This window comes from Burkholderia sp. Bp8992, from assembly GCF_003853705.1.
GTDB lineage: Bacteria > Pseudomonadota > Gammaproteobacteria > Burkholderiales > Burkholderiaceae > Burkholderia.
The window spans coordinates 180,541-204,392 of record NZ_QTQI01000012.1; the positions used below are offsets into that span (position 1 = coordinate 180,541).

General features: G+C 64.1%; 23 protein-coding genes and 1 tRNA gene. 22 read left to right on the forward strand and 2 right to left on the reverse strand.

Annotation, left to right across the window (positions count from 1 at the left end; all coding sequences use genetic code 11):
* Window positions 1-4: 4 nt before the first annotated feature.
* Entirely contained in the window at window positions 5-646 is a 642-nt protein-coding gene (locus tag DIE03_RS19320; RefSeq protein ID WP_124453060.1) for a carbonic anhydrase, read from the reverse strand.
* Window positions 647-1,032: 386 nt separating this feature from the next.
* Window positions 1,033-1,545, reverse strand: a complete 513-nt coding sequence (locus tag DIE03_RS19325) for a hypothetical protein (protein WP_124453062.1) — start codon at window positions 1,543-1,545, stop codon at window positions 1,033-1,035.
* 168 nt (window positions 1,546-1,713) lie between these two features.
* Between DIE03_RS19325 and DIE03_RS19330 the strand changes: the two genes are divergently transcribed.
* The 22 genes from DIE03_RS19330 (at window position 1,714) to DIE03_RS19440 (ending at window position 23,844) form a co-directional block, all read left to right on the forward strand.
* Window positions 1,714-2,973 carry a branched-chain amino acid ABC transporter substrate-binding protein gene (locus DIE03_RS19330; RefSeq protein ID WP_124453064.1) on the forward strand — a complete coding sequence of 420 codons (1,260 nt, stop codon included), beginning with the start codon at window positions 1,714-1,716 and terminating at the stop codon, window positions 2,971-2,973.
* A 107-nt stretch (window positions 2,974-3,080) separates the two neighbouring features.
* Window positions 3,081-3,350 (forward strand): 30S ribosomal protein S15, encoded by a 270-nt coding sequence (gene rpsO / locus DIE03_RS19335; protein WP_006398792.1) that lies wholly within the window; start codon window positions 3,081-3,083, stop codon window positions 3,348-3,350.
* Between the two features lie 290 nt (window positions 3,351-3,640).
* Window positions 3,641-5,788 (forward strand): polyribonucleotide nucleotidyltransferase, encoded by a 2,148-nt coding sequence (gene pnp / locus DIE03_RS19345; RefSeq protein ID WP_124453067.1) that lies wholly within the window; start codon window positions 3,641-3,643, stop codon window positions 5,786-5,788.
* Window positions 5,789-5,936: 148 nt separating this feature from the next.
* Window positions 5,937-6,956: an NAD(P)H-quinone oxidoreductase gene (locus DIE03_RS19350; protein WP_124453069.1), complete on the forward strand. Its 1,020-nt coding sequence runs from the start codon at window positions 5,937-5,939 to the stop codon at window positions 6,954-6,956.
* A gap of 141 nt (window positions 6,957-7,097) precedes the next feature.
* Window positions 7,098-7,853, forward strand: a complete 756-nt coding sequence (gene tpiA, locus DIE03_RS19355) for a triose-phosphate isomerase (protein WP_124453071.1) — start codon at window positions 7,098-7,100, stop codon at window positions 7,851-7,853.
* Between the two features lie 72 nt (window positions 7,854-7,925).
* Entirely contained in the window at window positions 7,926-8,306 is a 381-nt protein-coding gene (secG, locus tag DIE03_RS19360; RefSeq protein WP_124453073.1) for a preprotein translocase subunit SecG, read from the forward strand.
* Window positions 8,307-8,417: 111 nt separating this feature from the next.
* Window positions 8,418-8,502: transfer RNA gene (locus DIE03_RS19365), tRNA-Leu, on the forward strand.
* A gap of 153 nt (window positions 8,503-8,655) precedes the next feature.
* Window positions 8,656-9,015 carry an NADH-quinone oxidoreductase subunit A gene (locus DIE03_RS19370; RefSeq protein ID WP_006398798.1) on the forward strand — a complete coding sequence of 120 codons (360 nt, stop codon included), beginning with the start codon at window positions 8,656-8,658 and terminating at the stop codon, window positions 9,013-9,015.
* 62 nt (window positions 9,016-9,077) lie between these two features.
* Entirely contained in the window at window positions 9,078-9,557 is a 480-nt protein-coding gene (locus DIE03_RS19375; protein ID WP_006398799.1) for an NADH-quinone oxidoreductase subunit B family protein, read from the forward strand.
* Between the two features lie 21 nt (window positions 9,558-9,578).
* On the forward strand, window positions 9,579-10,181 hold the full coding sequence (locus tag DIE03_RS19380; protein ID WP_006478264.1) for an NADH-quinone oxidoreductase subunit C: 603 nt from the start codon (window positions 9,579-9,581) through the stop codon (window positions 10,179-10,181).
* 9 nt (window positions 10,182-10,190) lie between these two features.
* The gene (locus DIE03_RS19385) at window positions 10,191-11,444 is read left to right on the forward strand and encodes an NADH-quinone oxidoreductase subunit D (protein ID WP_124453075.1); all 1,254 of its coding nucleotides are present in this window, start codon (window positions 10,191-10,193) and stop codon (window positions 11,442-11,444) included.
* A 172-nt stretch (window positions 11,445-11,616) separates the two neighbouring features.
* Window positions 11,617-12,102, forward strand: a complete 486-nt coding sequence (gene nuoE, locus DIE03_RS19390) for an NADH-quinone oxidoreductase subunit NuoE (protein ID WP_006756903.1) — start codon at window positions 11,617-11,619, stop codon at window positions 12,100-12,102.
* Entirely contained in the window at window positions 12,099-13,409 is a 1,311-nt protein-coding gene (nuoF, locus tag DIE03_RS19395; protein WP_034184889.1) for an NADH-quinone oxidoreductase subunit NuoF, read from the forward strand. The genes nuoE and nuoF overlap by 4 nt, the downstream gene beginning before the upstream one ends.
* 82 nt (window positions 13,410-13,491) lie before the next feature.
* Window positions 13,492-15,822 carry an NADH-quinone oxidoreductase subunit NuoG gene (nuoG, locus tag DIE03_RS19400; protein WP_124453077.1) on the forward strand — a complete coding sequence of 777 codons (2,331 nt, stop codon included), beginning with the start codon at window positions 13,492-13,494 and terminating at the stop codon, window positions 15,820-15,822.
* A complete protein-coding gene (gene nuoH, locus DIE03_RS19405; RefSeq protein ID WP_059233605.1) occupies window positions 15,823-16,890 on the forward strand; it encodes an NADH-quinone oxidoreductase subunit NuoH in 1,068 nt (355 codons plus the stop codon).
* A 10-nt stretch (window positions 16,891-16,900) separates the two neighbouring features.
* Window positions 16,901-17,389, forward strand: a complete 489-nt coding sequence (gene nuoI / locus DIE03_RS19410; RefSeq protein WP_124453079.1) for an NADH-quinone oxidoreductase subunit NuoI — start codon at window positions 16,901-16,903, stop codon at window positions 17,387-17,389.
* Window positions 17,390-17,501: 112 nt separating this feature from the next.
* Window positions 17,502-18,152, forward strand: a complete 651-nt coding sequence (locus DIE03_RS19415) for an NADH-quinone oxidoreductase subunit J (protein ID WP_124453081.1) — start codon at window positions 17,502-17,504, stop codon at window positions 18,150-18,152.
* Between the two features lie 18 nt (window positions 18,153-18,170).
* Complete coding sequence (gene nuoK / locus DIE03_RS19420; RefSeq protein WP_006478272.1) at window positions 18,171-18,476, forward strand: NADH-quinone oxidoreductase subunit NuoK; 306 nt, start codon at window positions 18,171-18,173, stop codon at window positions 18,474-18,476.
* A 17-nt stretch (window positions 18,477-18,493) separates the two neighbouring features.
* Entirely contained in the window at window positions 18,494-20,548 is a 2,055-nt protein-coding gene (gene nuoL / locus DIE03_RS19425) for an NADH-quinone oxidoreductase subunit L (protein WP_124453083.1), read from the forward strand.
* Window positions 20,549-20,566: 18 nt separating this feature from the next.
* On the forward strand, window positions 20,567-22,057 hold the full coding sequence (locus tag DIE03_RS19430) for an NADH-quinone oxidoreductase subunit M (RefSeq protein WP_059233608.1): 1,491 nt from the start codon (window positions 20,567-20,569) through the stop codon (window positions 22,055-22,057).
* Between the two features lie 36 nt (window positions 22,058-22,093).
* Complete coding sequence (gene nuoN, locus DIE03_RS19435) at window positions 22,094-23,548, forward strand: NADH-quinone oxidoreductase subunit NuoN (RefSeq protein ID WP_185658183.1); 1,455 nt, start codon at window positions 22,094-22,096, stop codon at window positions 23,546-23,548.
* Window positions 23,548-23,844, forward strand: a complete 297-nt coding sequence (locus tag DIE03_RS19440) for a DUF2818 family protein (RefSeq protein WP_034184896.1) — start codon at window positions 23,548-23,550, stop codon at window positions 23,842-23,844. The genes nuoN and DIE03_RS19440 overlap by 1 nt, the downstream gene beginning before the upstream one ends.
* Window positions 23,845-23,852: the final 8 nt, after the last annotated feature.

Sequence of the window (23,852 nt, forward strand, 5' to 3'; positions counted from 1 at the left end):
TGCATCAGCCGAGCGCGTCGGCGGTTGCGGTCAGCGCGGGTTCGACGTCGACGGGCGCCGCCGCGTAGCCCGAATCGAGCTCCAGCAGGCGACCGTCGGCGAGCGAGAAGATCCAGCCATGCACGAGCGGCGGCCGCTCGCGACCGCGCACGATCGGCGACGCGCGCAGCAGCCGTACCTGTTCGAGCACGTTCAGTTCGGCGAGGCGATCGGCGGCGGCCGTATCGTCGAGCCCGCCGAGCATGTCGCGATGGCGCCGCGCGAGCGCGCAGAGCGGTGCGATGCGGCGCGCGACGTGCGGCAGGTCGGCCGGCGGCGGTAGCAGCGACGCGCGCACGCCGCCGCAGCCGTAGTGCCCGCACACGATCACGTGGTCGACCTTCAGCACGCGCACCGCGTACTCGAGCACGCTGGCGGAATTGTCGTCGTCGGGGTGGAACAGGTTCGCGATGTTGCGATGGACGAACAGTTCGCCGGGCGCGCAGTGCGTGATGGTTTCGGCCGGCACGCGGCTGTCGGCGCAGCCGATCCACAGGACGCGCGGGTTCTGGCCGCGCGCGAGCGCGTCGAAGAAGCCGGGCGAGTGTTCACGCGTCTCGCGGGCCCAGGCAATGTTGGCAACCAGCATGCTCTTGGGGCGATTCATGAGGACTCCTTTGTGACCAAGGCAAATAAATATCGATGAAATGACGCAATCGCAATCTTTCTGAATTGAAAGGTTCGGTTTCGACTGATATTAGGGGTATGCCCTAGCACTCCGGGTGCAATGAAACAAATTGTTTCAAATTGATTTGGCGTAGTGCATCGTGTGCACCAACCCAACGCATGACATGCCCCGGATATGCCTGATTCGGCGCAATGGCCCGCATGACGGGGCGTTCAGCGGATTGCCATCGGCGCGTCATCGATCGGGAAAGTTTTCCGCAATAATCCTCGAATTAAATAAGGCGGCGGAAAAAAGGAAATGGCCATTCCGCAATAATTCGTGAATGGCCATTGTGATAATTGCGTGTAAATGCGTAATCGGTCAGGTCAGAACAGGTTGCGGCGATCGGGATCGTGCAGCGGGTCCGGGGTTTTCTGCGTGATGCGCAGGATGCCCTGCGGATCGAAATAGAAGCTGTACATCATGTACCAGACGTTGTTCTCGAGATACCGGTAGGTCCACACCTCGCGCTTCATCAGCGGGAAGTAGGACGTCTCGACCGGGCGTCCGAAATTGACGAGCACGTCGGTCTTCGTCCATTTGCCGATTTCCGCGCGATAGAACTCGCTCGGCTGCAACACCTGGCGCACGTTGACGATCTTGTGGGCCGCGTCGACATCGGCCGCGATCGTGACCTCGCCCATCGGCTGGGTCGGCCACATCAGTCGCTTGCCGCCGCCGGGCAGGTCGTAGATCTCGCGCGGCGGCCCCATGCGCGCGACGATCGCCGACTCGTCCTGGCCGGCCTGGTATTGCTGCCACGGTTGCGCGCAACCGGCCAGCAGTGCGGCGGCACAGGCGACCAGCACCGGCAGGCGCGCGGGAATGCGAATGCGCATGGGATCCTCCAGAACACGGAAACAGGACCCGTTGTATCACGGACGGCGCGCGACGGTGCATCGCCCGGAAAAAATCGGTGCGGATCGCCGGCAGGGCCGGGCTTGCGGGCGGCGGGCGCGCCGGCCTATGATCCGCGCTTCTCGGGCAGATTGAAGGGCAGGTGGCCGATGCAGGGTTGGAAGCGGTGCGCGCTCGCGTTGAGCGCAGGATGGATGCTCGTGTCGTCCGCGTTTGCCGGCGGCGAGCCCGTGCGGATCGCGCTGGTCGAAGGGATGTCGGGCCCGTTCGCGAACGCGGGCGCGGCGGTCGAGCGCAACGTGCGCTTCGGCGTCGAGCAGGTCAACGCGGCGGGCGGCGTGAAGCTGCGCGACGGCGCGCACCCGCTCGAACTCGTCGTGCTCGACAGCAAGGGCAGCCCGGAGGAGGCGCTCGTGCAGCTGCGCGCGGCCGCGGACCGCCATATCGGCTTCGTTGCGCAGGGCAACAGCTCGGCCGTCGCGGCCGCGCTCGTCGCGGCGCTCGACAAGCTGAACGCGCGCAACCCGGACAACCGGATGCTGTTCCTGAACTATTCGGCCGACGATCCCGCGCTGACCGGTGCGCGCTGCAGCTTCTGGCATTTCCGCTTCGATGCGCACGCGGGCATGCGGATGGCCGCGCTCGCGGACGTGATGGCGCACGACCGCGCGCTGCGCAGGGTCTATCTGCTGAACCAGGACTACAGCTTCGGCCACGACGTCAGCGCGCTCGCGCGGCAGGCGCTGGCCACGCGGCGCCCGGACGTGACGATCGCCGGCGACGAATTCCACCCGATCGGCCGGATCAAGGATTTTGCGCCGTATATCGCGAAGATCCGCGCGAGCGGGGCGGACGCCGTCGTGACCGGCAACTGGGGCAACGACCTCACGCTGCTCGTGAAAGCGGCGCGCGAGCAGGGGCTGAACGCGAAGTTCTACACGTTCTACGGCAACAGCCTCGGCGCGCCGGCCGCGCTCGGCGACGCCGGCGTCGGGCGCGTCGTGGCCGTGGCCGACTGGCACCCGAACGCGGGCGGCGCGAAATCGGACGCGTTCTACCGCGCGTTCCGGACCCGTTTCCCGGCCGCGCAGGACGACTATCCGGTGCGGCGGATGAGCCTGATGATCGAGATGCTGGCCGCGGCGATGAGCCGAGCGGGATCGGCCGACCCTGTCGCGGTCGCGCGGGCGCTCGAGGGTTTGTCGTTCGACGACGGTTTCCATGCGTCGCGGATGCGCGCGCAGGATCATCAGTTGATCCAGCCCCTTTATGTGATGGAGATGGACAAGGCCGGCACGCCGGGCGTGCGCTTCGACAACGAGGGGTCGGGCTATGGCTTCCGGACGGTGCTGGCGGTGCCGGCGCAGCGCACGGAGATGCCGTCCGCATGCTCGATGACGCGTCCGTGACAGGAAGCGGTAAGAACGGCGAGGAGTTGTGCTACAATGCCCGCCGGTTGTAAGTCACGGCACGGCCATTCTTCCGTGTCCGCCTGTTCAGTTAGAAAGGAAATCACATGTCTGTTGCAGATATCAAGAAGTCGGAAGTCGTTGCTCAGTTCGCCCGCGGTACCAACGACACGGGGTCGCCCGAAGTCCAGGTCGCACTGCTGACCGCACGTATCGTCGAACTGACGGGTCACTTCAAGACCCACGCGAAGGATCACCACAGCCGCCGCGGCCTGCTGCGCATGGTGAGCCGCCGCCGCAAGCTGCTCGACTACCTCAAGGGCAAGGATGCCGACCGTTACCGCGCACTGATCGAGAAGCTGGGTCTGCGTAAGTAATCGAGGCGATTGCCGCCAGCAAGATGCCTGTGTCAGTCCGCTGATACAGGCATTTTGTTTTTGCGCGGTGCGTAGCGTCACGCGCATCGCAGGCTGTCCGGCACGTTCGTGCGGGGCAGCCGCAACGACTGATACCGGGGCAGGATTTGTGTCATTCCAGCGCGTCGCTGCGCGAGCGCCGCGCTGGAATGGCATAAAAAACACACCTTGCTCCGGGTGATTCGGTCGGGACGCCGCTGTGCCGGATGGCCGGCGCGGCGAATGAAATGCATGAATACAAAGGAGCAACCATGTCCATGTTCAACAAGGTCGTGAAGGAATTCCAGTGGGGCCAGCACAAGGTGCGCCTCGAAACCGGTGAAGTCGCTCGTCAGGCGAGCGGTGCGGTGATCGTCGACGTCGAAGACACCGTCGTGCTGGCAACCGTCGTCGGCGCGAAGTCGGCGAAGCCGGGTCAGGACTTCTTCCCGCTGACCGTCGATTACCTCGAGAAGACCTACTCGGCCGGCAAGATCCCGGGCGGCTTCTTCCGCCGCGAAGGCCGTCCGTCGGAGCACGAGACGCTGACGTCGCGCCTGATCGACCGTCCGCTGCGCCCGCTGTTCCCGGAAGGCTTCTACAACGAAGTCCAGGTCGTGATCCACGTGCTGTCCGTGAACCCGGAAATCCCGGCGGACATCCCCGCGCTGATCGGCGCATCGGCTGCGCTCGCCGTGTCGGGCCTGCCGTTCAACGGCCCGGTCGGTGCCGCACGCGTGGCGTACATCGACAACGCATACGTGCTGAACCCGACGCGTGACCAGATCAAGGCATCGAGCCTCGACCTCGTCGTCGCGGGTACGGAGCGCGCCGTGCTGATGGTCGAGTCGGAAGCCGACCAGCTGTCGGAAGACGTGATGCTGGGCGCAGTGGTGTTCGGTCACGAGCAGATGCAGATTGCGATCGACGCGATCCACGAGCTGGTGCGCGAAGGCGGCAAGCCCGAGTGGGACTGGCAGCCGGCGCCGAAGAACGAGCCGCTGATCGCACGCGTGACCGAGCTGGCGCAGAACGACCTGCTCGCCGCTTACCAGCTGCGCGACAAGCAAGCGCGTTCGGCGAAGCTGAAGGAAGTCTACGCGGCGACCTCGGCGAAGCTCGAGGAAGAGGCGCTGGCGGCCGGTACGGTCGCGGCCGACAAGGCTACCGTCGGCAACGTGCTGTTCGACATCGAGGCAAAGATCGTCCGTTCGCAGATCCTGAACGGCGAGCCGCGTATCGACGGCCGCGACACGCGCACCGTGCGCCCGATCGAAATCCGCACCGGCGTGCTGCCGCGTACCCACGGCTCGGCGCTGTTCACGCGCGGCGAGACGCAGGCGCTGGTCGTCGCGACGCTCGGCACGAAGGGTGACGAGCAGATCATCGACGCGCTCGAAGGCGAATACCGCGAGCGCTTCATGCTCCACTACAACATGCCGCCGTTCGCGACCGGCGAAACGGGCCGCGTCGGCTCGCCGAAGCGCCGCGAAATCGGCCACGGCCGCCTCGCGAAGCGCGCGCTGGTCAAGTGCCTGCCGAGCGCTGACGAATTCGGTTACTCGATCCGCGTCGTGTCGGAAATCACCGAATCGAACGGTTCGTCGTCGATGGCATCGGTGTGCGGCGGCTGCCTCGCGCTGATGGACGCCGGCGTGCCGATGAAGGCGCACGTCGCGGGTATCGCGATGGGCCTGATCCTCGAAGGCAACAAGTTCGCGGTGCTGACCGACATCCTCGGCGACGAAGATCACCTCGGCGACATGGACTTCAAGGTGGCCGGCACGGAGCAAGGCGTGACGGCGCTGCAGATGGACATCAAGATCCAGGGCATCACGAAGGAAATCATGCAGGTCGCGCTCGCGCAGGCGAAGGAAGGCCGCATGCACATCCTCGGCAAGATGACGTCGGCAGTCTCGGGTGCGAACACGCAACTGTCGGAATTCGCGCCGCGCATGATCACGATCAAGATCAACCCGGAAAAGATCCGCGACGTGATCGGCAAGGGCGGTTCGGTGATTCGCGCGCTGACGGAAGAAACGGGCACGACCATCGACATCTCCGATGACGGCGTCGTGACGATCGCGAGCACGAACAGCGACGGCATGGCCGAAGCGAAGAAGCGCATCGAGCAAATCACGGCCGAAATCGAAGTCGGCCAGGTGTACGAAGGCACGGTGCTCAAGCTGCTCGATTTCGGCGCGATCGTGAACCTGCTGCCGGGCAAGGACGGCCTGCTGCACATCTCGGAAATCGTCAACGAGCGTGTGAAGGACATCAACGACTACCTGAAGGAAGGTCAGCAGGTCAAGGTCAAGGTCATTCAGACGGACGAGAAGGGCCGTGTGCGCCTGTCGGCCAAGGCGCTGCTGAACGAAGCAGCCGCGGCAGCGCAGTCGGACACGCCGCCGCAGCAGTAAGCGGACGGGCGGACCAACGGCCGGCAGTGCGAAAGCGCGCCGGCCGTTTTTTCTGTAGCATCGTTGTGCGGCGCAGCAGCGCCGGCGAGGCGCTCGTGCCGTGCGCGCGGGCGTGCCATCCGATTCCGATCCTGGAGCCTCCCTCACCATGAAAGCCATCGAAATCACCGAATTCGGCGCCCCCGACGTGCTGAAGCTTGCGGAGCGTCCGCGCCCCGAACCGAAGCGCGGCGAGGTGCTGATCAAGGTGGCGGCTTCCGGCGTGAACCGGCCCGACGTGTTCCAGCGCAAGGGTGCCTATGCGCCGCCGCCGGGTGCGTCGGATCTGCCGGGGCTCGAGGTGGCGGGCGAAATCGTCGGCGGCGATCTGTCCGATGTCGCGCTGAACCCGTTCGGCCTGAAGCTGGGCGATCGCGTGTGCGCGCTGCTCGCGGGCGGCGGTTACGCCGAATACGCGGTCGCACCGCTGCCGCAATGCCTGCCCGTGCCCGACGGGCTCACCGATATCGAGGCCGCGTCGCTGCCCGAAACGTTCTTCACCGTGTGGAGCAACGTGTTCGACCGTGCGGGGCTCGGCGCGGGCGAAGGCGGCGAGCAGGAGACGCTGCTGGTTCAGGGCGGCTCGAGCGGCATCGGCGTGACGGCCATCCAGATCGCGCATGCGCTCGGCTTTCGCGTGTTCGCGACGGCCGGCACCGCCGACAAATGCCGCGCGTGCGAGGCGCTCGGCGCCGAACGTGCGATCAACTACAAGACCGAAGACTTCGTCGAGGTCGTGAAGTCGCTGACGCACGATCGCGGCGTCGACGTGATCCTCGACATGGTGGCGGGCTCGTACGTGCCGCGCGAGCTGTCCGCGCTCGCGGACGGTGGCCGTCTCGTGCTGATCGCGCTGCTCGGCGGCGCGAAGGCCGACGTCAACCTGAGCGAGATCCTGCGCCGCCGGCTGACCATCACGGGTTCGACGCTGCGGCCGCGCCCGGTCGAGTTCAAGGCGCGCATCGCCGCGCAACTGAAGGCGCGCGTGTGGCCGCTGATCGCCGACGGCCGCATCAAGCCGGTGATCTATCGCGTGCTGCCGGCCGCGGACGCCGCGCAGGCGCATGCGCTGATGGAAAGCAGCGAGCACACCGGCAAGATCGTCCTCGATTGGGGTACGAACGCCTGACGGCCCGTGTGGCCGGGCTTGACATGCGCGGTTTGACCGGTTCAAGCCGTGCGCAGTAAAATCGCGGGTTTGCTTCGCCAGATCAAACCTGACGGCCGGTTTCCGGCGCGTTAATGACCAAGCGGTGACGAGACAGACACGATGTCGAAACAGAGAACTAAGCGGGTGATCGGCAACTGGAAGATGCACGGCCGGCTGGCCGGCAACCAGGCGTTGCTGAACGAAGTGGTGCAGGGTGTAGGCGCGGTGGCGGCCGAAACGTCGGTCGGCGTGTGCGTGCCGTTCCCGTATCTCGCGCAGGTTCACGCGCAGCTCGATGGCGGCCGTGTCGCCTGGGGCGCGCAGGACGTGTCCGCGCACGAACAGGGCGCGTTCACCGGCGAAGTGGCGGCCGCGATGGTCGCGGAGTTCGGCGCACGCTATGCGATCGTCGGTCACTCGGAGCGCCGCGCGTATCACCGCGAAAGCAACGAGACGGTCGCGGCGAAGACGCAGCGCGCGCTCGCAGCCGGCCTCACGCCGGTCGTGTGCGTCGGCGAGACGCTCGCCGAGCGCGAGTCGGGTGCGACCGAGCAGGTCGTCGGTGCGCAGCTCGACGCGGTGCTGGCCGTGCTGACGGCCGACGAGGCTGCCCGCATCGTCGTCGCGTACGAGCCGGTCTGGGCGATCGGCACGGGCAAGAGCGCGACGTCGGCGCAGGCGCAGGACGTGCACGCGTTCCTGCGCGCGCGCCTCGCGGCGAAGGGTGCGGCGGACGTATCCGTGCTGTACGGCGGCAGCGTGAAGCCGGACAACGCGGAAGAGCTGTTCGCGCAGCCGGACATCGACGGCGGCCTGATCGGCGGCGCGTCGTTGAAGGCGGAAGATTTCCTGGCGATCTGCCGGGCCGCGCGATAAGCGGTCCGAGATCGAATTGAACCATGACGGCGGCCGGACGGTCCGGTCGCCCGATCCAATCGGGTGGGTGTGATGCTGTTATTCAAGACGCTGATTATTGTGGTGCAGGTGCTGTCTGCACTCGGTGTGATTGGTCTCGTGCTGCTGCAGCACGGCAAGGGTGCCGACATGGGCGCCGCGTTCGGCAGCGGCGCGTCGGGCAGCCTGTTCGGTGCGACGGGGTCGGCGAACTTCCTGTCGCGCACGACGGGCATTCTCGCGACGATCTTCTTCGTCGCGACGCTCGCGCTGACGTACCTCGGTTCGTACAAGTCGACGCCGTCGGCCGGCGTGCTCGGCGCGGTAGCGACCGCACCGGCATCGGCGCCTGCAGCATCGGCACCGGCAGTCGCGGCATCCGCCGCTGTTGCGGGTTCGGCTGCAAGCGCGCCGGGCCAGGATGTCCCGAAATAAAAAGTTAAATTTTTTGCGTTTGTGCGTTGAACAAATCTGGAACTCGGGTTAGAATTTAATTCTTGAAGCGATTCGCGGGAAACAAGCAGCACAACCCGAGTTGCATGCAGTGCCGACGTGGTGAAATTGGTAGACACGCTATCTTGAGGGGGTAGTGGCGAAAGCTGTGCGAGTTCGAGTCTCGCCGTCGGCACCAAAGTTACTCAATGCCAGCCGCTTCTAGTGGCTGGCATTTTTCATTTCTGGGGTGTGCTTGCGGTTGTCTTGCGATCGCCTGCACTCCGAAATGATTCCTTCCGCCGGAAGTGGTATTCTCCGGACGCTCAGAACCAACCGATAGAGGATTGCCTTGAACCTCGCAGCCTATTACCCCGTCTTGTTGTTCCTCCTCGTGGGCACTGGTTTAGGTATAGCGCTGGTCAGCATCGGCAAGCTCCTGGGTCCCAACAAGCCGGACGTCGAGAAGAACGCACCGTACGAGTGCGGCTTCGAAGCCTTTGAAGACGCCCGGATGAAATTCGACGTCCGGTATTACCTCGTCGCCATCCTGTTCATCATCTTCGATCTCGAAACCGCATTCCTGTTTCCGTGGGGCGTCGCGCTCCGGGACATCGGCTGGCCGGGTTTCATCGCAATGATGATTTTTCTGCTCGAATTCCTGCTGGGCTTTGCCTATATCTGGAAGAAAGGCGGCCTCGACTGGGAGTGATGGGTTAATCGCCGGTTTGCATGGGCGGCCACGCTCGGTCGCTCGTCTGGAGTGGAAAGCAAATGAGTATCGAAGGGGTCTTGAAGGAAGGGTTTGTCACCACGACGGCTGACAAGCTGATCAACTGGACGCGTACCGGCTCGCTGTGGCCGATGACGTTCGGGCTCGCGTGTTGCGCCGTCGAGATGATGCATGCGGGCGCGGCCCGTTATGACCTGGACCGGTTCGGGGTCGTGTTCCGTCCGAGTCCGCGTCAGTCGGACGTGATGATCGTCGCCGGCACGCTGTGCAACAAGATGGCGCCGGCGCTGCGTCGCGTGTACGACCAGATGGCCGAGCCGCGCTGGGTGATCTCGATGGGATCGTGCGCGAACGGTGGCGGTTACTACCACTACTCGTATTCGGTGGTCCGCGGTTGCGACCGGATCGTGCCGGTCGACGTCTACGTGCCGGGCTGTCCGCCCACGGCCGAGGCGCTGGTCTATGGCGTGATCCAGCTTCAGGCGAAGATCCGCCGCACCAATACCATCGCCCGTCAATAAAGCCCCGAGCGTCCCCTCAATATGGCAAGCAAAATCGAGACCCTCAAGGCAAACCTCGAAGCCGCGCTCGGCGCGCGCGTGGTGAGCCTCACCGAAGCGATCGGTGAACTGACGCTCGTCGTGAAGGCGAGCGATTACCTCGAAGTCGCAAAGACGCTGCGCGACGATCCGAAGCTCCGTTTCGAGCAGCTGATCGATCTCTGCGGCGTCGACTACCAGACCTTCGGCGACGGCGCCTACGACGGCCCGCGTTTCGCGGCCGTGTCGCACCTGCTGTCGGTCACGAACAACTGGCGCCTGCGCCTGCGCGCATTCGCGCCGGACGACGACCTGCCGATCGTGGCATCGCTGGTCGACATCTGGACCTCCGCGAACTGGTACGAGCGTGAAGCGTTCGACCTGTACGGCATCGTGTTCGAAGGCCACCCCGACCTGCGTCGCATCCTCACCGACTACGGCTTCATCGGTCACCCGTTCCGCAAGGACTTCCCGGTGTCGGGCTACGTCGAAATGCGTTACGACCCGGAAGAGAAGCGGGTCGTGTACCAGCCGGTGACGATCGAGCCGCGCGAAATCACGCCGCGCGTGATCCGCGAGGATCGCTATGGCGGTCTGAAACATTAAGGGGGCGTCATGGCAGAAATCAAGAACTACACGCTCAACTTCGGCCCGCAGCACCCGGCAGCGCACGGCGTGCTGCGCCTCGTGCTCGAGCTCGACGGCGAAGTCATCCAGCGTGCCGATCCGCACATCGGCCTGCTGCACCGCGCGACGGAAAAGCTCGCGGAATCCAAGACCTTCATCCAGTCCGTGCCGTACATGGACCGTCTCGACTACGTGTCGATGATGGTCAACGAGCACGGCTACGTGCTCGCGATCGAGAAGCTGCTCGGCATCGACGTGCCGGAGCGCGCGCAGTACATCCGCGTGCTGTTCGACGAGATCACGCGCGTGCTGAACCACCTGATGTGGATCGGCGCGCACGCACTCGACGTCGGCGCGATGGCCGTGTTCCTGTACGCCTTCCGCGAACGCGAAGACCTGATGGACGTGTACGAGGCTGTGTCCGGCGCCCGGATGCACGCGGCGTACTACCGTCCGGGCGGCGTCTACCGCGACCTGCCTGACGCAATGCCGCAATACAAGGCGTCGAAGATTCGCAACGAGAAGGCGCTCGCGAAGATGAACGAAGCGCGCAGCGGCTCGGTGCTCGACTTCATCGACGACTTCTTCACGCGCTTCCCGAAGTGCGTCGACGAATACGAAACGCTGCTCACCGACAACCGGATCTGGAAGCAGCGTCTGGTCGGGATCGGCGTGGTCAGCCCGGAACGTGCGCTGCAGATGGGCCTGACGGGCCCGATGCTGCGCGGCTCGGGTATCGCATGGGATCTGCGCAAGAAGCAGCCGTACGAAGTGTACGATCGCATCGATTTCGACGTGCCGGTCGGCGTGAACGGCGATTGCTACGACCGCTATCTGGTGCGCGTCGAAGAAATGCGCCAGTCGATCCGCATCGCGAAACAGTGTATTGAGTGGCTCCGCAAGAATCCGGGCCCGGTGATGACGGACAATCACAAGGTTGCCCCGCCGTCGCGCGTCGGCATGAAGACCAACATGGAAGACTTGATTCACCACTTCAAGCTCTTCACCGAAGGTTTTCATGTGCCGGAAGGCGAAGCGTACGCGGCGGTCGAGCATCCGAAGGGTGAATTCGGCATCTACCTCGTGTCGGACGGTGCCAACAAGCCGTATCGCCTCAAGATTCGCGCACCGGGTTTCGCTCACCTGGCGTCGCTCGACGAAATGGCGCGCGGTCACATGATCGCCGACGCCGTCACGATCATCGGTACGCAGGACATCGTGTTCGGCGAGATCGATCGCTAATGGTTGCGCCGCCTGCGCGAGCGGGCGGCGAGCAGTAAGTCACACGCGATGCGCGCTGAACCGGCGCGGCTTCGCAAGCTGTCAACAGAGTGAGCGCCAGGTCTGCCGTCCATGCACCCCAGTGTGCGGCAGGTTGTTCGTTCGGTAGGAATTGAAAGAGTCGTGTCTGAAAATGATCTCAGCTGAAGGCCTGAAGGAAATCGATCGAGCGTTGACGAAGTATCCCGCCGATCAGAAACAGTCCGCCGTGATGTCGGCGTTGGCCGTGGCTCAAGAAGAGCACGGCTGGCTGTCGCCCGAACTGATGCAGTTCGTCGCGGACTATCTCGGCATGCCGGCCGTTGCCGTGCAGGAAGTCGCGACGTTCTACACGATGTACGAGCTCAACCCGGTCGGCAAGCACAAGATCACGCTCTGTACGAACCTGCCGTGCCAGCTCGGCCCGCACGGCGGCGCGGAAGCGACTGCCGACTACCTGAAACAGAAGCTCGGCATCGGCTTCGGCGAGACCACGCCCGACGGCAAGTTCACGCTGAAGGAAGGCGAATGCATGGGCTCGTGCGGCGATGCGCCGGTGCTGCTGGTGAACAATCACAGAATGTGCAGCTTCATGAGCCGCGAGAAGATCGACCAGCTGCTTGAGGAGCTCTCGAAATGACGTCCCTCCACGACCGTCACATCAAACCGCTGATCCTCGCTGGTCTGAACGGCGAGAACTGGCATCTCGAAGATTACGTTGCACGCGGCGGCTACAAGCAGCTGCGCCGCATTCTCGAAGAAAAGATTCCGCCCGAGCAGGTGATCGCCGACGTGAAGGCGTCGGGCCTGCGCGGCCGCGGCGGTGCGGGCTTCCCGACCGGCCTGAAGTGGAGCTTCATGCCGCGCCAGTTCCCGGGGCAGAAGTACCTCGTCTGCAACTCGGACGAAGGCGAACCGGGTACGTTCAAGGATCGCGACATCCTGCGCTGGAACCCGCACGCGCTGATCGAAGGCATGGCCATCGGCGCATATGCAATGGGCATCACCGTCGGCTACAACTACATCCACGGCGAAATCTTCGAAGTGTATCGACGCTTCGAAGCCGCGCTCGATGAAGCGCGCGCAGCCGGGTTCCTCGGCGACCACATCATGGGCTCGGAATTCTCGTTCCAGCTGCACGCGCACCACGGTTACGGCGCGTACATCTGCGGCGAGGAAACGGCGCTGCTCGAGTCGCTCGAAGGCAAGAAGGGCCAGCCGCGCTTCAAGCCGCCGTTCCCGGCGAGCTTCGGCGTGTACGGCAAGCCGACCACGATCAACAACACCGAGACGTTCGCGGCGGTGCCGTTCCTGCTGTCCATCGGGCCGCAGAACTACCTCGAGATCGGCAAGCCGAACAACGGCGGCACGAAGATTTTCTCGGTGTCGGGCGACGTCGAGCGTCCGGGCAACTACGAAGTGCCGCTCGGCACGCCGTTCGCGACGCTGATGGAGCTCGCCGGCGGGATGCGCGGCGGCAAGAAGATCAAGGCCGTGATTCCGGGCGGTTCGTCGGCGCCGGTGATCCCGGGCGACATCATGATGCAGACGGATCTCGACTACGATTCGATCGCGAAGGCCGGCTCGATGCTCGGCTCGGGCGCGGTGATCGTGATGGACGAGACGCGTTGCATGGTGCGCTCGCTGCTGCGCCTGTCGTACTTCTATTACGAGGAATCGTGCGGCCAGTGCACGCCGTGCCGTGAAGGCACCGGCTGGCTGTATCGCGTCGTGAACCGTATCGAACACGGCGAAGGGCGCCAGGAAGATCTGGACCTGCTGAACTCGGTGGCCGAGAACATCATGGGCCGCACGATCTGTGCACTCGGCGATGCGGCGGCGATGCCGGTGCGCGGGATGCTCAAGCACTACTGGGACGAATTCGCGTACCACGTCGAGCACAAGCACTGCATGGTCGGCGGCCACGCGCACGCGGCGGCAGCCTGAAGCGAACCCGGTTGCGGAATTTGAGCGCACGGTCGGGCGAAGGCGCGAACGGGCGGAAATAGGTTAAGGACCATTCACCATCATGGTTGAACTTGAAATAGACGGCAAGAAGGTCGAGGTGCCCGAAGGCAGCATGGTGATCCAGGCTGCGCACAAGGCGGATACGTACATTCCTCACTTCTGCTATCACAAGAAACTGTCGGTTGCGGCCAACTGCCGGATGTGTCTCGTCGAAGTCGAGAAGATGCCGAAGGCCGTGCCAGCCTGCGCGACCCCCGTGTCGGCCGGCATGATCGTCCACACGCAGTCCGACAAGGCTGTGAAGGCGCAGCAGTCGGTGATGGAATTCCTCCTCATCAATCACCCGCTCGATTGCCCGATCTGCGATCAGGGCGGCGAATGCCAGCTGCAGGATCTGGCGGTCGGCTACGGCAAGTCCTCGTCGCGCTACTCGGAAGAAAAGCGCGTGGTGTTCCACAAGAACGTGGGCCCGCTGATCTCGATGGAAGAAATGTCGCGCTGCATCCACTGCACGCGCTGCGTCCGCTTCGGCCAGGAAATCGCCGGCGTGATGGAGTTCGGCATGCTGGGCCGCGGCGAGCACTCGGAAATCACGACGTTCGTCGGCAAGACGGTCGATTCCGAAATGTCGGGCAACATGATCGACCTGTGCCCGGTCGGCGCGCTGACCAGCAAGCCGTTCCGCTACAGCGCCCGTACGTGGGAACTGTCGCGCCGCAAGTCGGTGAGCCCGCACGATTCCGTCGGCGCGAACCTCGTCGTGCAGGTGAAGAACAACCGCGTGATGCGCGTGCTGCCGTTCGAGAACGAAGCGATCAACGAATGCTGGATCTCGGACAAGGACCGCTTCTCGTATGAAGGCCTCAACAGCGAAGAGCGCCTGACGAAGCCGATGCTGAAGCAGGGCGGCCAGTGGATCGAAACCGACTGGCAGACCGCGCTCGAATACGTCGCGAAGGGCCTGAAGGGCATCGCCGCGGATCACGGCGCGAACGCGCTGGCGATGCTCGCGAGCGCGCACAGCACCGCTGAAGAGCTGTTCCTCGTGAAGCAGCTCGCCAACGAACTGAAGACGCCGAACGTCGACTTCCGTCTGCGTCAGCAGGATTTCTCGGCGCCGGTCCAGGGTGCACCGTGGCTCGGCATGCCGATCGCCGACCTGTCGAACGTGGATGCCGCGTTCGTCGTCGGTTCGTTCCTGCGCCGCGACCACCCGCTGTTCGCGTCGCGCCTGCGTCAGGCTGCGAAGAACGGTGCGAAGCTGCACTTCCTGCACGCGACCGGTGACGACGCACTGATCCCGACCGCGCAACGCATCGTCGCTGCACCGTCCGCATGGCTCGACGAGCTGGCCGGCATCGCCGCGGCCGTCGCGCAACTGCGCGGCGTCGCGCTGCCCGACGCGCTGGCAGGCGTCACCGCATCGCCGGCCGCCCAGGCTGTCGCGCAGTCGCTCTCGAACGGCGAACGCCGTGCGGTGCTGCTCGGCAACGTTGCGGTCCGTCACCCGGAATTCGCGAAGCTGCACGCCGTCGCCAAGTGGATCGCCGACAACACCGGCGCCACGTTCGGCTTCCTGACGGAAGCGGCGAACACGGTCGGCGCGCACGTCGTCGGCGCACTGCCGGGCGAAGGCGGCCTGAATGCACGTGAAGCATTCGCGCAGCCGCGCAAGGGCTACGTGCTGCTGAACGTCGAGCCGGAATTCGACACCGCCGATCCGGCGCAGGCACTGGCCGCGCTGAACCAGGCCGAAATGGTCGTCGTGATGTCGCCGTTCAAGCACGGCCTCGACTACGCCGACGTGCTGCTGCCGGTTGCGCCGTTTACGGAAACGGCCGGCACGTACGTCAACGCGGAAGGCACCGTGCAGAGCTTCAACGGCGTCGTGCGCCCGCTCGGCGACACGCGTCCGGGCTGGAAGGTGCTGCGCGTGCTCGGCAGCCTGCTCGGCCTGCCGAACTTCGAATACGAGACCGCGGAAGAAGTGCGTGTCGCGGCACTCGGCGACGCCGGCGTCGCAGGCCGCCTGTCGAACCAGACGTCGGTCGCGCCGGTGCGCGCCGCGGCGAACGCCGCGAACGGCGGTTTCGAGCGCCTGGCCGATGTACCGATCTATCACGCCGACGCGCTCGTGCGCCGTGCAGGTGCGCTGCACCTGACGACCGCCGCGAAGGCGGCGAATGCCGCAGCCCTGCCGGCCGCGCTGTTCGACAAGCTGGGCTTGAAGGAAGGCGACGCCGTGCGCGTGCGCCAGGGCGAGCGTGCGGTGCAGTTGCCGGCCGTGCGCGACGCGAATCTTGCGGAGACGGTCGTTCGCGTGTCGGCGGCGACGCCTGCCGGCGCAGCGCTCGGCAGCCTGTCCGGTGAACTGGTGGTGGAGAAGGCGTAAATGAGCTTGTTCGATACGATCAACGCGGGCGGGGCCGAGCTTCTCGGCTTCGCGTGGCCGACGGTGTGGGCAGTCGTGCGCATCCTCGTCGTCTCCGTCGTCATCCTGCTGTGCGTCGCGTACCTGATTCTGTGGGAACGCAAGCTGATCGGCTGGATGCACGTGCGTCTCGGCCCGAACCGCGTCGGCCCCGGCGGCCTGCTGCAGCCGATCGCCGACGTGCTGAAGCTGCTGCTGAAGGAAGTCATTCAGCCGAGCGCGGCCAGCCGCTGGCTGTACCTGATCGCGCCGGTCATGACCGTCGTGCCGGCGTTCGCCGTGTGGGCCGTGATTCCGTTCCAGGCCGAAGCGGTCCTCGCGAACGTGAACGCGGGCCTGCTGTACGCGATGGCGATCTCGTCGATCGGCGTGTACGCGGTGATTCTGGCGGGCTGGGCATCGAACTCGAAGTACGCGTTCCTCGGCGCGATGCGCGCCGCGGCACAGATGGTGTCGTACGAAATCTCGATGGGCTTCGCGCTGGTGCTGGTGCTGATGACGGCCGGCAGCCTGAACCTGTCCGAAATCGTCGGTTCGCAACAGCACGGCTTCTTCGCGGGCCACGGCGTGAACTTCCTGTCGTGGAACTGGCTGCCGCTGCTGCCGGCGTTCGTCGTGTACTTCATCTCGGGCATCGCCGAAACGAACCGCCACCCGTTCGACGTGGTGGAAGGGGAGTCGGAGATCGTCGCGGGTCACATGATCGATTACTCGGGCATGGCGTTCGCGCTGTTCTTCCTCGCCGAGTACATCAACATGATCGTGATCTCGGCGCTGGCCGCGACGCTGTTCCTCGGCGGCTGGGACGCACCGTTCGAATTCCTGTCGTTCATCCCGGGCATCTTCTGGCTGGTGCTGAAGGTCTTCGCACTGCTGTCGGTGTTCATCTGGGTCCGCGCGACGTTCCCGCGCTACCGTTACGACCAGATCATGCGCCTGGGCTGGAAGGTGTTCCTGCCCGTCACGGTGATCTGGGTGATCGTGGTTGGCTTCTGGATGATGTCGCCGCTGAACATCTGGGTGAAGTAAGGACGAAATCATGACGGCTATCCAACACTTCTTTAAGACTTTCTTCCTGACCGAGCTGCTGAAGGGGCTCGCGCTGACCGGTCGTTACACGTTCAAGCGCAAGGTCACCGTGCAGTTCCCGGAAGAAAAGACCCCGATCTCGCCGCGTTTCCGCGGTCTGCATGCACTGCGCCGCTACGAAAACGGCGAGGAGCGCTGCATCGCGTGCAAGCTGTGCGAGGCCGTGTGCCCCGCGCTGGCGATCACGATCGAATCGGAAACGCGCGCGGACAACACGCGCCGCACGACGCGCTACGACATCGACCTGACGAAGTGCATCTTTTGCGGTTTCTGCGAAGAGAGCTGCCCGGTCGATTCGATCGTCGAGACGCAGATTCTCGAGTACCACGGCGAAAAGCGCGGCGACCTGTATTTCACGAAGGAAATGCTGCTCGCGGTGGGCGATCGCTACGAGAAGGACATCGCCGCGGCGAAGGCTGCCGACGCGCCGTATCGTTGATTGTGTTTGCAGTGCCGGCCCGAAGCCAGGGCCGAGCCGCCGCGACGGGTGCGGCACGCGAGAGCGTCCCGCAAGCCGCGCCTGACTATGGCCTAACGATGAACCGGTAATCATGGAATTCACGACCGTACTGTTCTACATCTTCGCGCTGCTCCTGGTGGTATCAGGGCTGAAGGTGATCACTTCGCGCAACCCGGTGGCGTCTGCGCTTTTCCTTGTGCTGGCGTTCTTCAACGCCGCCGCGATCTGGATGCTGCTGGAAGCGGAATTCCTCGCGATCCTGCTGGTGCTGGTCTACGTGGGCGCCGTGATGGTGCTGTTCCTGTTCGTCGTGATGATGCTGGACATCAACATCGACTACCTGCGCCGCGACTTCAAGCGTTTCGTTCCGATGGCGACCGTGGTCGGCGCGATCATCGTGATCGAGACCGCGCTGATCCTGTGGCGCGGCTACGGCGACACGCACACGGTGCACGCGATGGCGACGGGCGAGATGGCCAACTGGTCGAACACGCGCCTGATCGGCAAGGTCATCTACACCGACTACATCTTCGCGTTTGAAATCGCCGGCCTCGTGCTGCTGGTCGCGATCATTGCCGCCATCGGGCTGACCGAGCGCAAGGGCAAGGACAGCAAGCGCCAGCGCGTGTCGGATCAGGTCAAGGTGCACCGCAACGACCGCGTGCGCCTCGTGAAGATGGAAGCGGAAAAGCCGCAGCCGGAAACGGCGCAGAGCGAAGCCGGTTCGGGCACCAACGGCTAAGCGGAGGAAAAGAAAATCATGCTGACTCTTGCTCACTACCTTGTGCTCGGCGCGATCCTGTTTGCGATCGCGATCGTCGGGATCTTCCTGAACCGCCGCAACGTCATCATCATTCTGATGTCGATCGAGCTGATGCTGCTGGCGGTGAATACCAACTTCGTCGCGTTCTCGCATTACCTCGGCGATGTGCACGGCCAGATCTTCGTGTTCTTCGTGCTGACCGTCGCCGCAGCGGAAGCCGCGATCGGCCTCGCGATTCTGGTGACCCTGTTCCGTAAGCTCGACACGATCAATGTCGAGGATCTCGATCAGCTCAAAGGTTAATTTCAGGCAACGCTGTTATGTCAACGACACTCAATGAAAACCTGCTGCTGGCGATTCCGCTCGCTCCGCTGGCCGGCTCGCTGATTGCGGGGCTGTTCGGGAACGCAGTCGGGCGCAAGGGCGCACACCGGATCACGATCCTCGGCGTAATGATCGCGTTCCTCCTGTCGGCGAAAGTCTTCTTCGACGTGATGGGCGGCGCAAGCTTCAACGCGACCGTCTACGAATGGATGAACGTCGGTTCGCTGAAACTCGAAGTCGGCTTCCTCGTGGATTCGCTGACCGCGATGATGATGGTCGTCGTGACCTTCGTCTCGCTGATGGTGCACGTGTACACGATCGGTTACATGGCGGAGGAAGACGGCTACCAGCGCTTCTTCTCGTACATCTCGCTGTTCACGTTCTCGATGCTGATGCTCGTGATGAGCAACAACTTCCTGCAGCTGTTCTTCGGCTGGGAAGCGGTGGGTCTGGTGTCGTACCTGCTGATCGGCTTCTACTTCACGCGTGAGAGCGCGATCTACGCGAACATGAAGGCGTTCCTCGTGAACCGCGTGGGCGACTTCGGCTTCCTGCTCGGCATCGGCCTGCTGCTCGCGTTCGCCGGCTCGATGAACTACGGCGAAGTGTTCGCGAAGCGCGCGGAACTCGCGAGCCTGCACTTCCCGGGCACCGACTGGGGCCTGCTGACCGTTGCCTGTATCTGCCTGTTCATCGGCGCGATGGGTAAATCGGCCCAGTTCCCGCTGCACGTGTGGCTGCCGGACTCGATGGAAGGCCCGACCCCGATCTCGGCGCTGATTCACGCGGCGACGATGGTGACGGCCGGCATCTTCATGGTGTCGCGCATGTCGCCGCTGTTCGAGCTGTCGGATACCGCGCTGTCGTTCATCACGGTGATCGGCGCGATCACGGCGCTCTTCATGGGCTTCCTCGGCATCGTCCAGAACGACATCAAGCGCGTGGTCGCATACTCGACGCTGTCGCAGCTCGGCTACATGACCGTCGCGCTCGGCGTGTCCGCTTACCCGGTCGCCGTGTTCCACCTGATGACGCACGCGTTCTTCAAGGCGCTGCTGTTCCTCGGCGCCGGCTCGGTCATCATGGGCATGCACCACGACCAGGACATGCGCAACATGGGCGGCCTGCGCAAGTACATGCCGATCACGTGGATCACGTCGCTCGTCGGTTCGCTCGCGCTGATCGGTACGCCGTTCTTCTCGGGCTTCTACTCGAAGGACTCGATCATCGACGCGGTGAAGCTGTCGCACCTGCCGGGTTCGGGCTTCGCGTACTTCGCGGTCGTCGCGAGCGTGTTCGTCACGGCGCTGTACTCGTTCCGCATGTACTTCCTGGTGTTCCACGGCGAAGAGCGTTTCCGCAAGCCGAAGCATCCGGAATCGCCGATGGGCATGGCGGCCGCGCACGGCCACGATGACCACGGCCATGGCCACGGTCATGACGACCACGCGCACGAGCCGCACGAGACCCCGTGGGTCGTGTGGGTGCCGCTGGTCCTGCTGGCGATCCCGTCGGTCATCATCGGTGCGATCGCGATCAGCCCGATGCTGTTCGGCGACTTCTTCCAGCACGGCGTCGCATTCGACAAGGTGATCTTCATCGGTGAAAACCATCCGGCGCTGGCCGAGATGGCCGAGGAGTTCCACGGCTGGGTGGGCATGGGCCTGCACTCGGTGTCGGGCCTGCCGGTCTGGCTCGCGCTCGCCGGTGTCGTCGTCGCCTGGTTCCTGTACCTGAAGCGTCCGGAACTGCCGGCGTCGATCCGCCGCGCGTTCGGCCCGATCTACACGCTGCTGGACAACAAGTACTACATGGACAAGATCAACGAAGTGGTGTTCGCCCGTGGTTCGGTGGCGATCGGCCGCGGCCTGTGGAAGGAAGGTGACGTCGTGGTGATCGACGGCCTCGTCAACGGCAGCGCCCGGTTCATCGGCTGGTTCGCCAGCGTGATCCGCTTCCTCCAATCCGGTTACATCTATCACTACGCGTTCGCCATGATCATCGGCATGCTGGGGCTCCTGACCCTGTTTGTAACGCTCGGCGGCAAATAAGGCGAGGGGACAAGAACAATGCACGCTTTTCCGATTCTCAGTACCGCGATCTGGTTGCCGATCGTTTTCGGCCTCCTGGTACTCGCGGTGGGTAACGACAAAAATCCGGGAACGGCCCGCTGGGTCGCGCTGATCGGCTCGCTGCTCGGTCTCGCGGTCACGATCCCGCTGATCACGGGCTTCGACTCGAGCACGGCTGCGCTGCAGTTCGTCGAGAAGTCGACCTGGATCGAACGTTTCGACATCGCCTATCACCTCGGCGTCGACGGCATCTCGATGTGGTTCGTCGTGCTGACCGCGCTGATCACGGTGATCGTCGTGATCGCCGCGTGGGAAGTGATCACCGAGAACGTCGCGCAATACCTCGCGGCCTTCCTGATCCTGTCCGGGATCATGATCGGCGTGTTCTCGTCGGCCGACGGCCTGCTGTTCTACGTGTTCTTCGAAGCGACCCTGATCCCGATGTACATCATCATCGGCGTGTGGGGCGGCCCGAACCGCGTGTATGCGGCGTTCAAGTTCTTCCTGTACACGCTGGCCGGCTCGCTGCTGATGCTGGTCGCGCTGATCTACCTGTACACGGAAACGCACTCGTTCGACCTCGCGACGTGGCAGAACGCGAAGATCGCGATGACGCCGCAGATCCTGCTGTTCATCGCGTTCTTCCTCGCGTTCGCGGTGAAGGTGCCGATGTGGCCGGTGCACACGTGGCTGCCGGATGCGCACGTGGAAGCGCCGACGGGCGGCTCGGTCGTGCTGGCTGCGATCATGCTGAAGCTCGGCGCGTACGGTTTCCTGCGCTTCTCGCTGCCGATCACGCCTGACGCGAGCCACTTCCTGGCACCGGTCGTGATCACGCTGTCGCTGATCGCGGTGATCTACATCGGCCTCGTCGCGATGGTGCAGTCCGACATGAAGAAGCTGGTCGCGTATTCGTCGATCGCGCACATGGGCTTCGTCACGCTCGGTTTCTTCATCTTCAACCAGCTCGGCGTCGAAGGCGCGATCATCCAGATGATCTCGCACGGCTTCGTGTCGGGCGCGATGTTCCTCTGCATCGGCGTGCTGTACGACCGCGTGCACTCGCGCCAGATCGCCGATTACGGCGGCGTCGTCAACGTGATGCCGAAGTTCGCGGCATTCGCGATGCTGTTCTCGATGGCCAACTGCGGCCTTCCGGGTACCTCGGGTTTCGTCGGCGAGTTCATGGTGATTCTCGCGGCCGTCCAGTACAACTTCTGGATCGCCTTCGGCGCGGCGTTCACGCTGATCCTCGGCGCGGCTTACACGCTGTGGATGTACAAGCGCGTGTACTTCGGCGCGGTGGCGAACGATCACGTTGCCAAGCTGAAGGACATCGGCCGTCGCGAATTCCTGATGCTGGCCGTGCTTGCCGCGTTCACGATGCTGATGGGCCTGTATCCGAAGCCTTTCACCGACGTGATGCACGTTTCCGTGGAAAACCTCCTCTCCCATGTCGCGCAGTCGAAGCTGCCGCTGGCCCAGTAATCGCGAGCGGAGGAACTCAAGATCATGAACGCTCCTATGAATGTCCTGTTGCCTGACGCGCTGGTGATGGCCGCCATCGTCGTCGCATGGCTGAACGATACCTTTACCGGTGCTTCCGGCCGCCGCCTGACCTATCTGATCGCGGTCGTTTCGTCGGTCGTCGCCGGCGTGTGGTTCGCGGTGCAGGCGCTCGACCCGCAGCAGTACTACTTCTTCTCGAAGATGATCGTCGTCGACTCGTTCGCGAGCATGATGAAGGCGGTCGTGTCGTTCGGTTTCGCGGTCTCGCTCGTCTATTCGCGCAAGTACCTCGAAGATCGCGACATGTTCCGCGGCGACGTCTTCCTGCTCGGCATGTTCTCGCTGCTCGGCCAGCTGGTCATGGTGTCGGGCAACAACTTCCTGACGCTGTACCTCGGTCTCGAACTGATGTCGCTGTCGTTGTACGCCGTCATCGCGCTGCGCCGCGACGCCGCGCAGTCGAGCGAAGCCGCGATGAAGTACTACGTGCTGGGCGCACTCGCATCGGGCTTCGTGCTGTACGGCATCTCGATGCTCTACGGCGCGACCGGCTCGCTCGAGCTGGGCGAGGTGTACAAGGCCGTCGGCGGCAACACCGACGCAGCCGTGCTGATGTTCGGGGTGGTCTTCGTCGTCGCCGGTATTGCCTTCAAGCTCGGCGCCGTGCCGTTCCACATGTGGGTGCCGGACGTCTACCAGGGTGCACCGACCGCGATGACGCTGTTCGTCGGCGGCGGCCCGAAGGTTGCCGCGTTCGCGTGGGGCCTGCGTTTCCTGGTGATGGGCCTGCTGCCGCTTGCACAGAACTGGCAGACCGCGCTCGTGATCCTCGCGGCGCTGTCGCTGATCGTCGGTAACATCACCGGTATCGTCCAGCGCAACATCAAGCGGATGCTCGCGTACTCGGCGATCTCGAACATGGGCTTCGTGCTGCTCGGCCTGCTCGCAGGCATCGTGAAGGGCGACGCGACGGCACCGGCGAATGCGTACAGCTCGGCGATGTTCTACGCGATCGTCTACCTGATCACGACGCTCGGCTCGTTCGGCGTGGTGATGCTGCTCGCACGCCGCGATTTCGAAGCAGAGACGATCGACGACTTCAAGGGCCTCAACAAGCGCAGCCCGGTGTTCGCGTTCGTGATGATGGTCATGATGTTCTCGCTGGCCGGCATCCCGCCGACCGTCGGCTTCTACGCGAAGCTGGCCGTGCTCGAGGCGACCGTCAACGCGGGCCTCACGTGGCTGGCCGTGCTGGCCGTGATCACGTCGCTGTTCGGCGCGTTCTACTACCTGCGCATCGTGAAGCTGATGTACTTCGATGCACCGCAGGACTCGACGCCGATCTCGGGTGATTTCTGCAAGCGCACGATCCTCGTGCTGAACGGCCTGGCGGTCGTCGTGCTCGGCCTGATCCCGAGCCCGCTGCTGACGGCCTGCCTGCAGGCAATCCGTCACACGCTGCCGCTGTAATGTCGGCAGCCGGCTGGTTTATCGTGCTGTTGGCGCTCGTGTGCGCCAACCTGCCGTTCCTGAACCAACGCCTCTTCGCCGTCGTGCCGTTCGGCGCGGCGAAGAAGAGTGCGTGGGTGCGGATCGGCGAGCTGATCGTGCTGTACTTCGTTGTCGGCGCGCTCGGCTTCTGGCTCGAGTCGCGCGCCGGCAACCGCTTCGAACAGGGCTGGCAGTTTTACGCGATCACGTTCAGTCTCTTCATCGTGTTCGCGTTCCCCGGCTTCACGTTCCAGTATCTCGTCAAACGACGCTGACGGCTCCG

What these genes read in the sequence shown, in the direction of transcription:
- DIE03_RS19320 (WP_124453060.1), bottom strand. Translation starts at nt 646, where the DNA reads ATGAATCGCCCCAAGAGCATGCTGGTTGCCAACATTGCCTGGGCCCGC.
- DIE03_RS19325 (WP_124453062.1), bottom strand. Translation starts at nt 1,545, where the DNA reads ATGCGCATTCGCATTCCCGCGCGCCTGCCGGTGCTGGTCGCCTGTGCC.
- DIE03_RS19330 (WP_124453064.1), top strand. Translation starts at nt 1,714, where the DNA reads ATGCAGGGTTGGAAGCGGTGCGCGCTCGCGTTGAGCGCAGGATGGATG.
- rpsO (WP_006398792.1), top strand. Translation starts at nt 3,081, where the DNA reads ATGTCTGTTGCAGATATCAAGAAGTCGGAAGTCGTTGCTCAGTTCGCC.
- pnp (WP_124453067.1), top strand. Translation starts at nt 3,641, where the DNA reads ATGTCCATGTTCAACAAGGTCGTGAAGGAATTCCAGTGGGGCCAGCAC.
- DIE03_RS19350 (WP_124453069.1), top strand. Translation starts at nt 5,937, where the DNA reads ATGAAAGCCATCGAAATCACCGAATTCGGCGCCCCCGACGTGCTGAAG.
- tpiA (WP_124453071.1), top strand. Translation starts at nt 7,098, where the DNA reads ATGTCGAAACAGAGAACTAAGCGGGTGATCGGCAACTGGAAGATGCAC.
- secG (WP_124453073.1), top strand. Translation starts at nt 7,926, where the DNA reads ATGCTGTTATTCAAGACGCTGATTATTGTGGTGCAGGTGCTGTCTGCA.
- DIE03_RS19375 (WP_006398799.1), top strand. Translation starts at nt 9,078, where the DNA reads ATGAGTATCGAAGGGGTCTTGAAGGAAGGGTTTGTCACCACGACGGCT.
- DIE03_RS19380 (WP_006478264.1), top strand. Translation starts at nt 9,579, where the DNA reads ATGGCAAGCAAAATCGAGACCCTCAAGGCAAACCTCGAAGCCGCGCTC.
- DIE03_RS19385 (WP_124453075.1), top strand. Translation starts at nt 10,191, where the DNA reads ATGGCAGAAATCAAGAACTACACGCTCAACTTCGGCCCGCAGCACCCG.
- nuoE (WP_006756903.1), top strand. Translation starts at nt 11,617, where the DNA reads ATGATCTCAGCTGAAGGCCTGAAGGAAATCGATCGAGCGTTGACGAAG.
- nuoF (WP_034184889.1), top strand. Translation starts at nt 12,099, where the DNA reads ATGACGTCCCTCCACGACCGTCACATCAAACCGCTGATCCTCGCTGGT.
- nuoG (WP_124453077.1), top strand. Translation starts at nt 13,492, where the DNA reads ATGGTTGAACTTGAAATAGACGGCAAGAAGGTCGAGGTGCCCGAAGGC.
- nuoH (WP_059233605.1), top strand. Translation starts at nt 15,823, where the DNA reads ATGAGCTTGTTCGATACGATCAACGCGGGCGGGGCCGAGCTTCTCGGC.
- nuoI (WP_124453079.1), top strand. Translation starts at nt 16,901, where the DNA reads ATGACGGCTATCCAACACTTCTTTAAGACTTTCTTCCTGACCGAGCTG.
- DIE03_RS19415 (WP_124453081.1), top strand. Translation starts at nt 17,502, where the DNA reads ATGGAATTCACGACCGTACTGTTCTACATCTTCGCGCTGCTCCTGGTG.
- nuoK (WP_006478272.1), top strand. Translation starts at nt 18,171, where the DNA reads ATGCTGACTCTTGCTCACTACCTTGTGCTCGGCGCGATCCTGTTTGCG.
- nuoL (WP_124453083.1), top strand. Translation starts at nt 18,494, where the DNA reads ATGTCAACGACACTCAATGAAAACCTGCTGCTGGCGATTCCGCTCGCT.
- DIE03_RS19430 (WP_059233608.1), top strand. Translation starts at nt 20,567, where the DNA reads ATGCACGCTTTTCCGATTCTCAGTACCGCGATCTGGTTGCCGATCGTT.
- nuoN (WP_185658183.1), top strand. Translation starts at nt 22,094, where the DNA reads ATGAATGTCCTGTTGCCTGACGCGCTGGTGATGGCCGCCATCGTCGTC.
- DIE03_RS19440 (WP_034184896.1), top strand. Translation starts at nt 23,548, where the DNA reads ATGTCGGCAGCCGGCTGGTTTATCGTGCTGTTGGCGCTCGTGTGCGCC.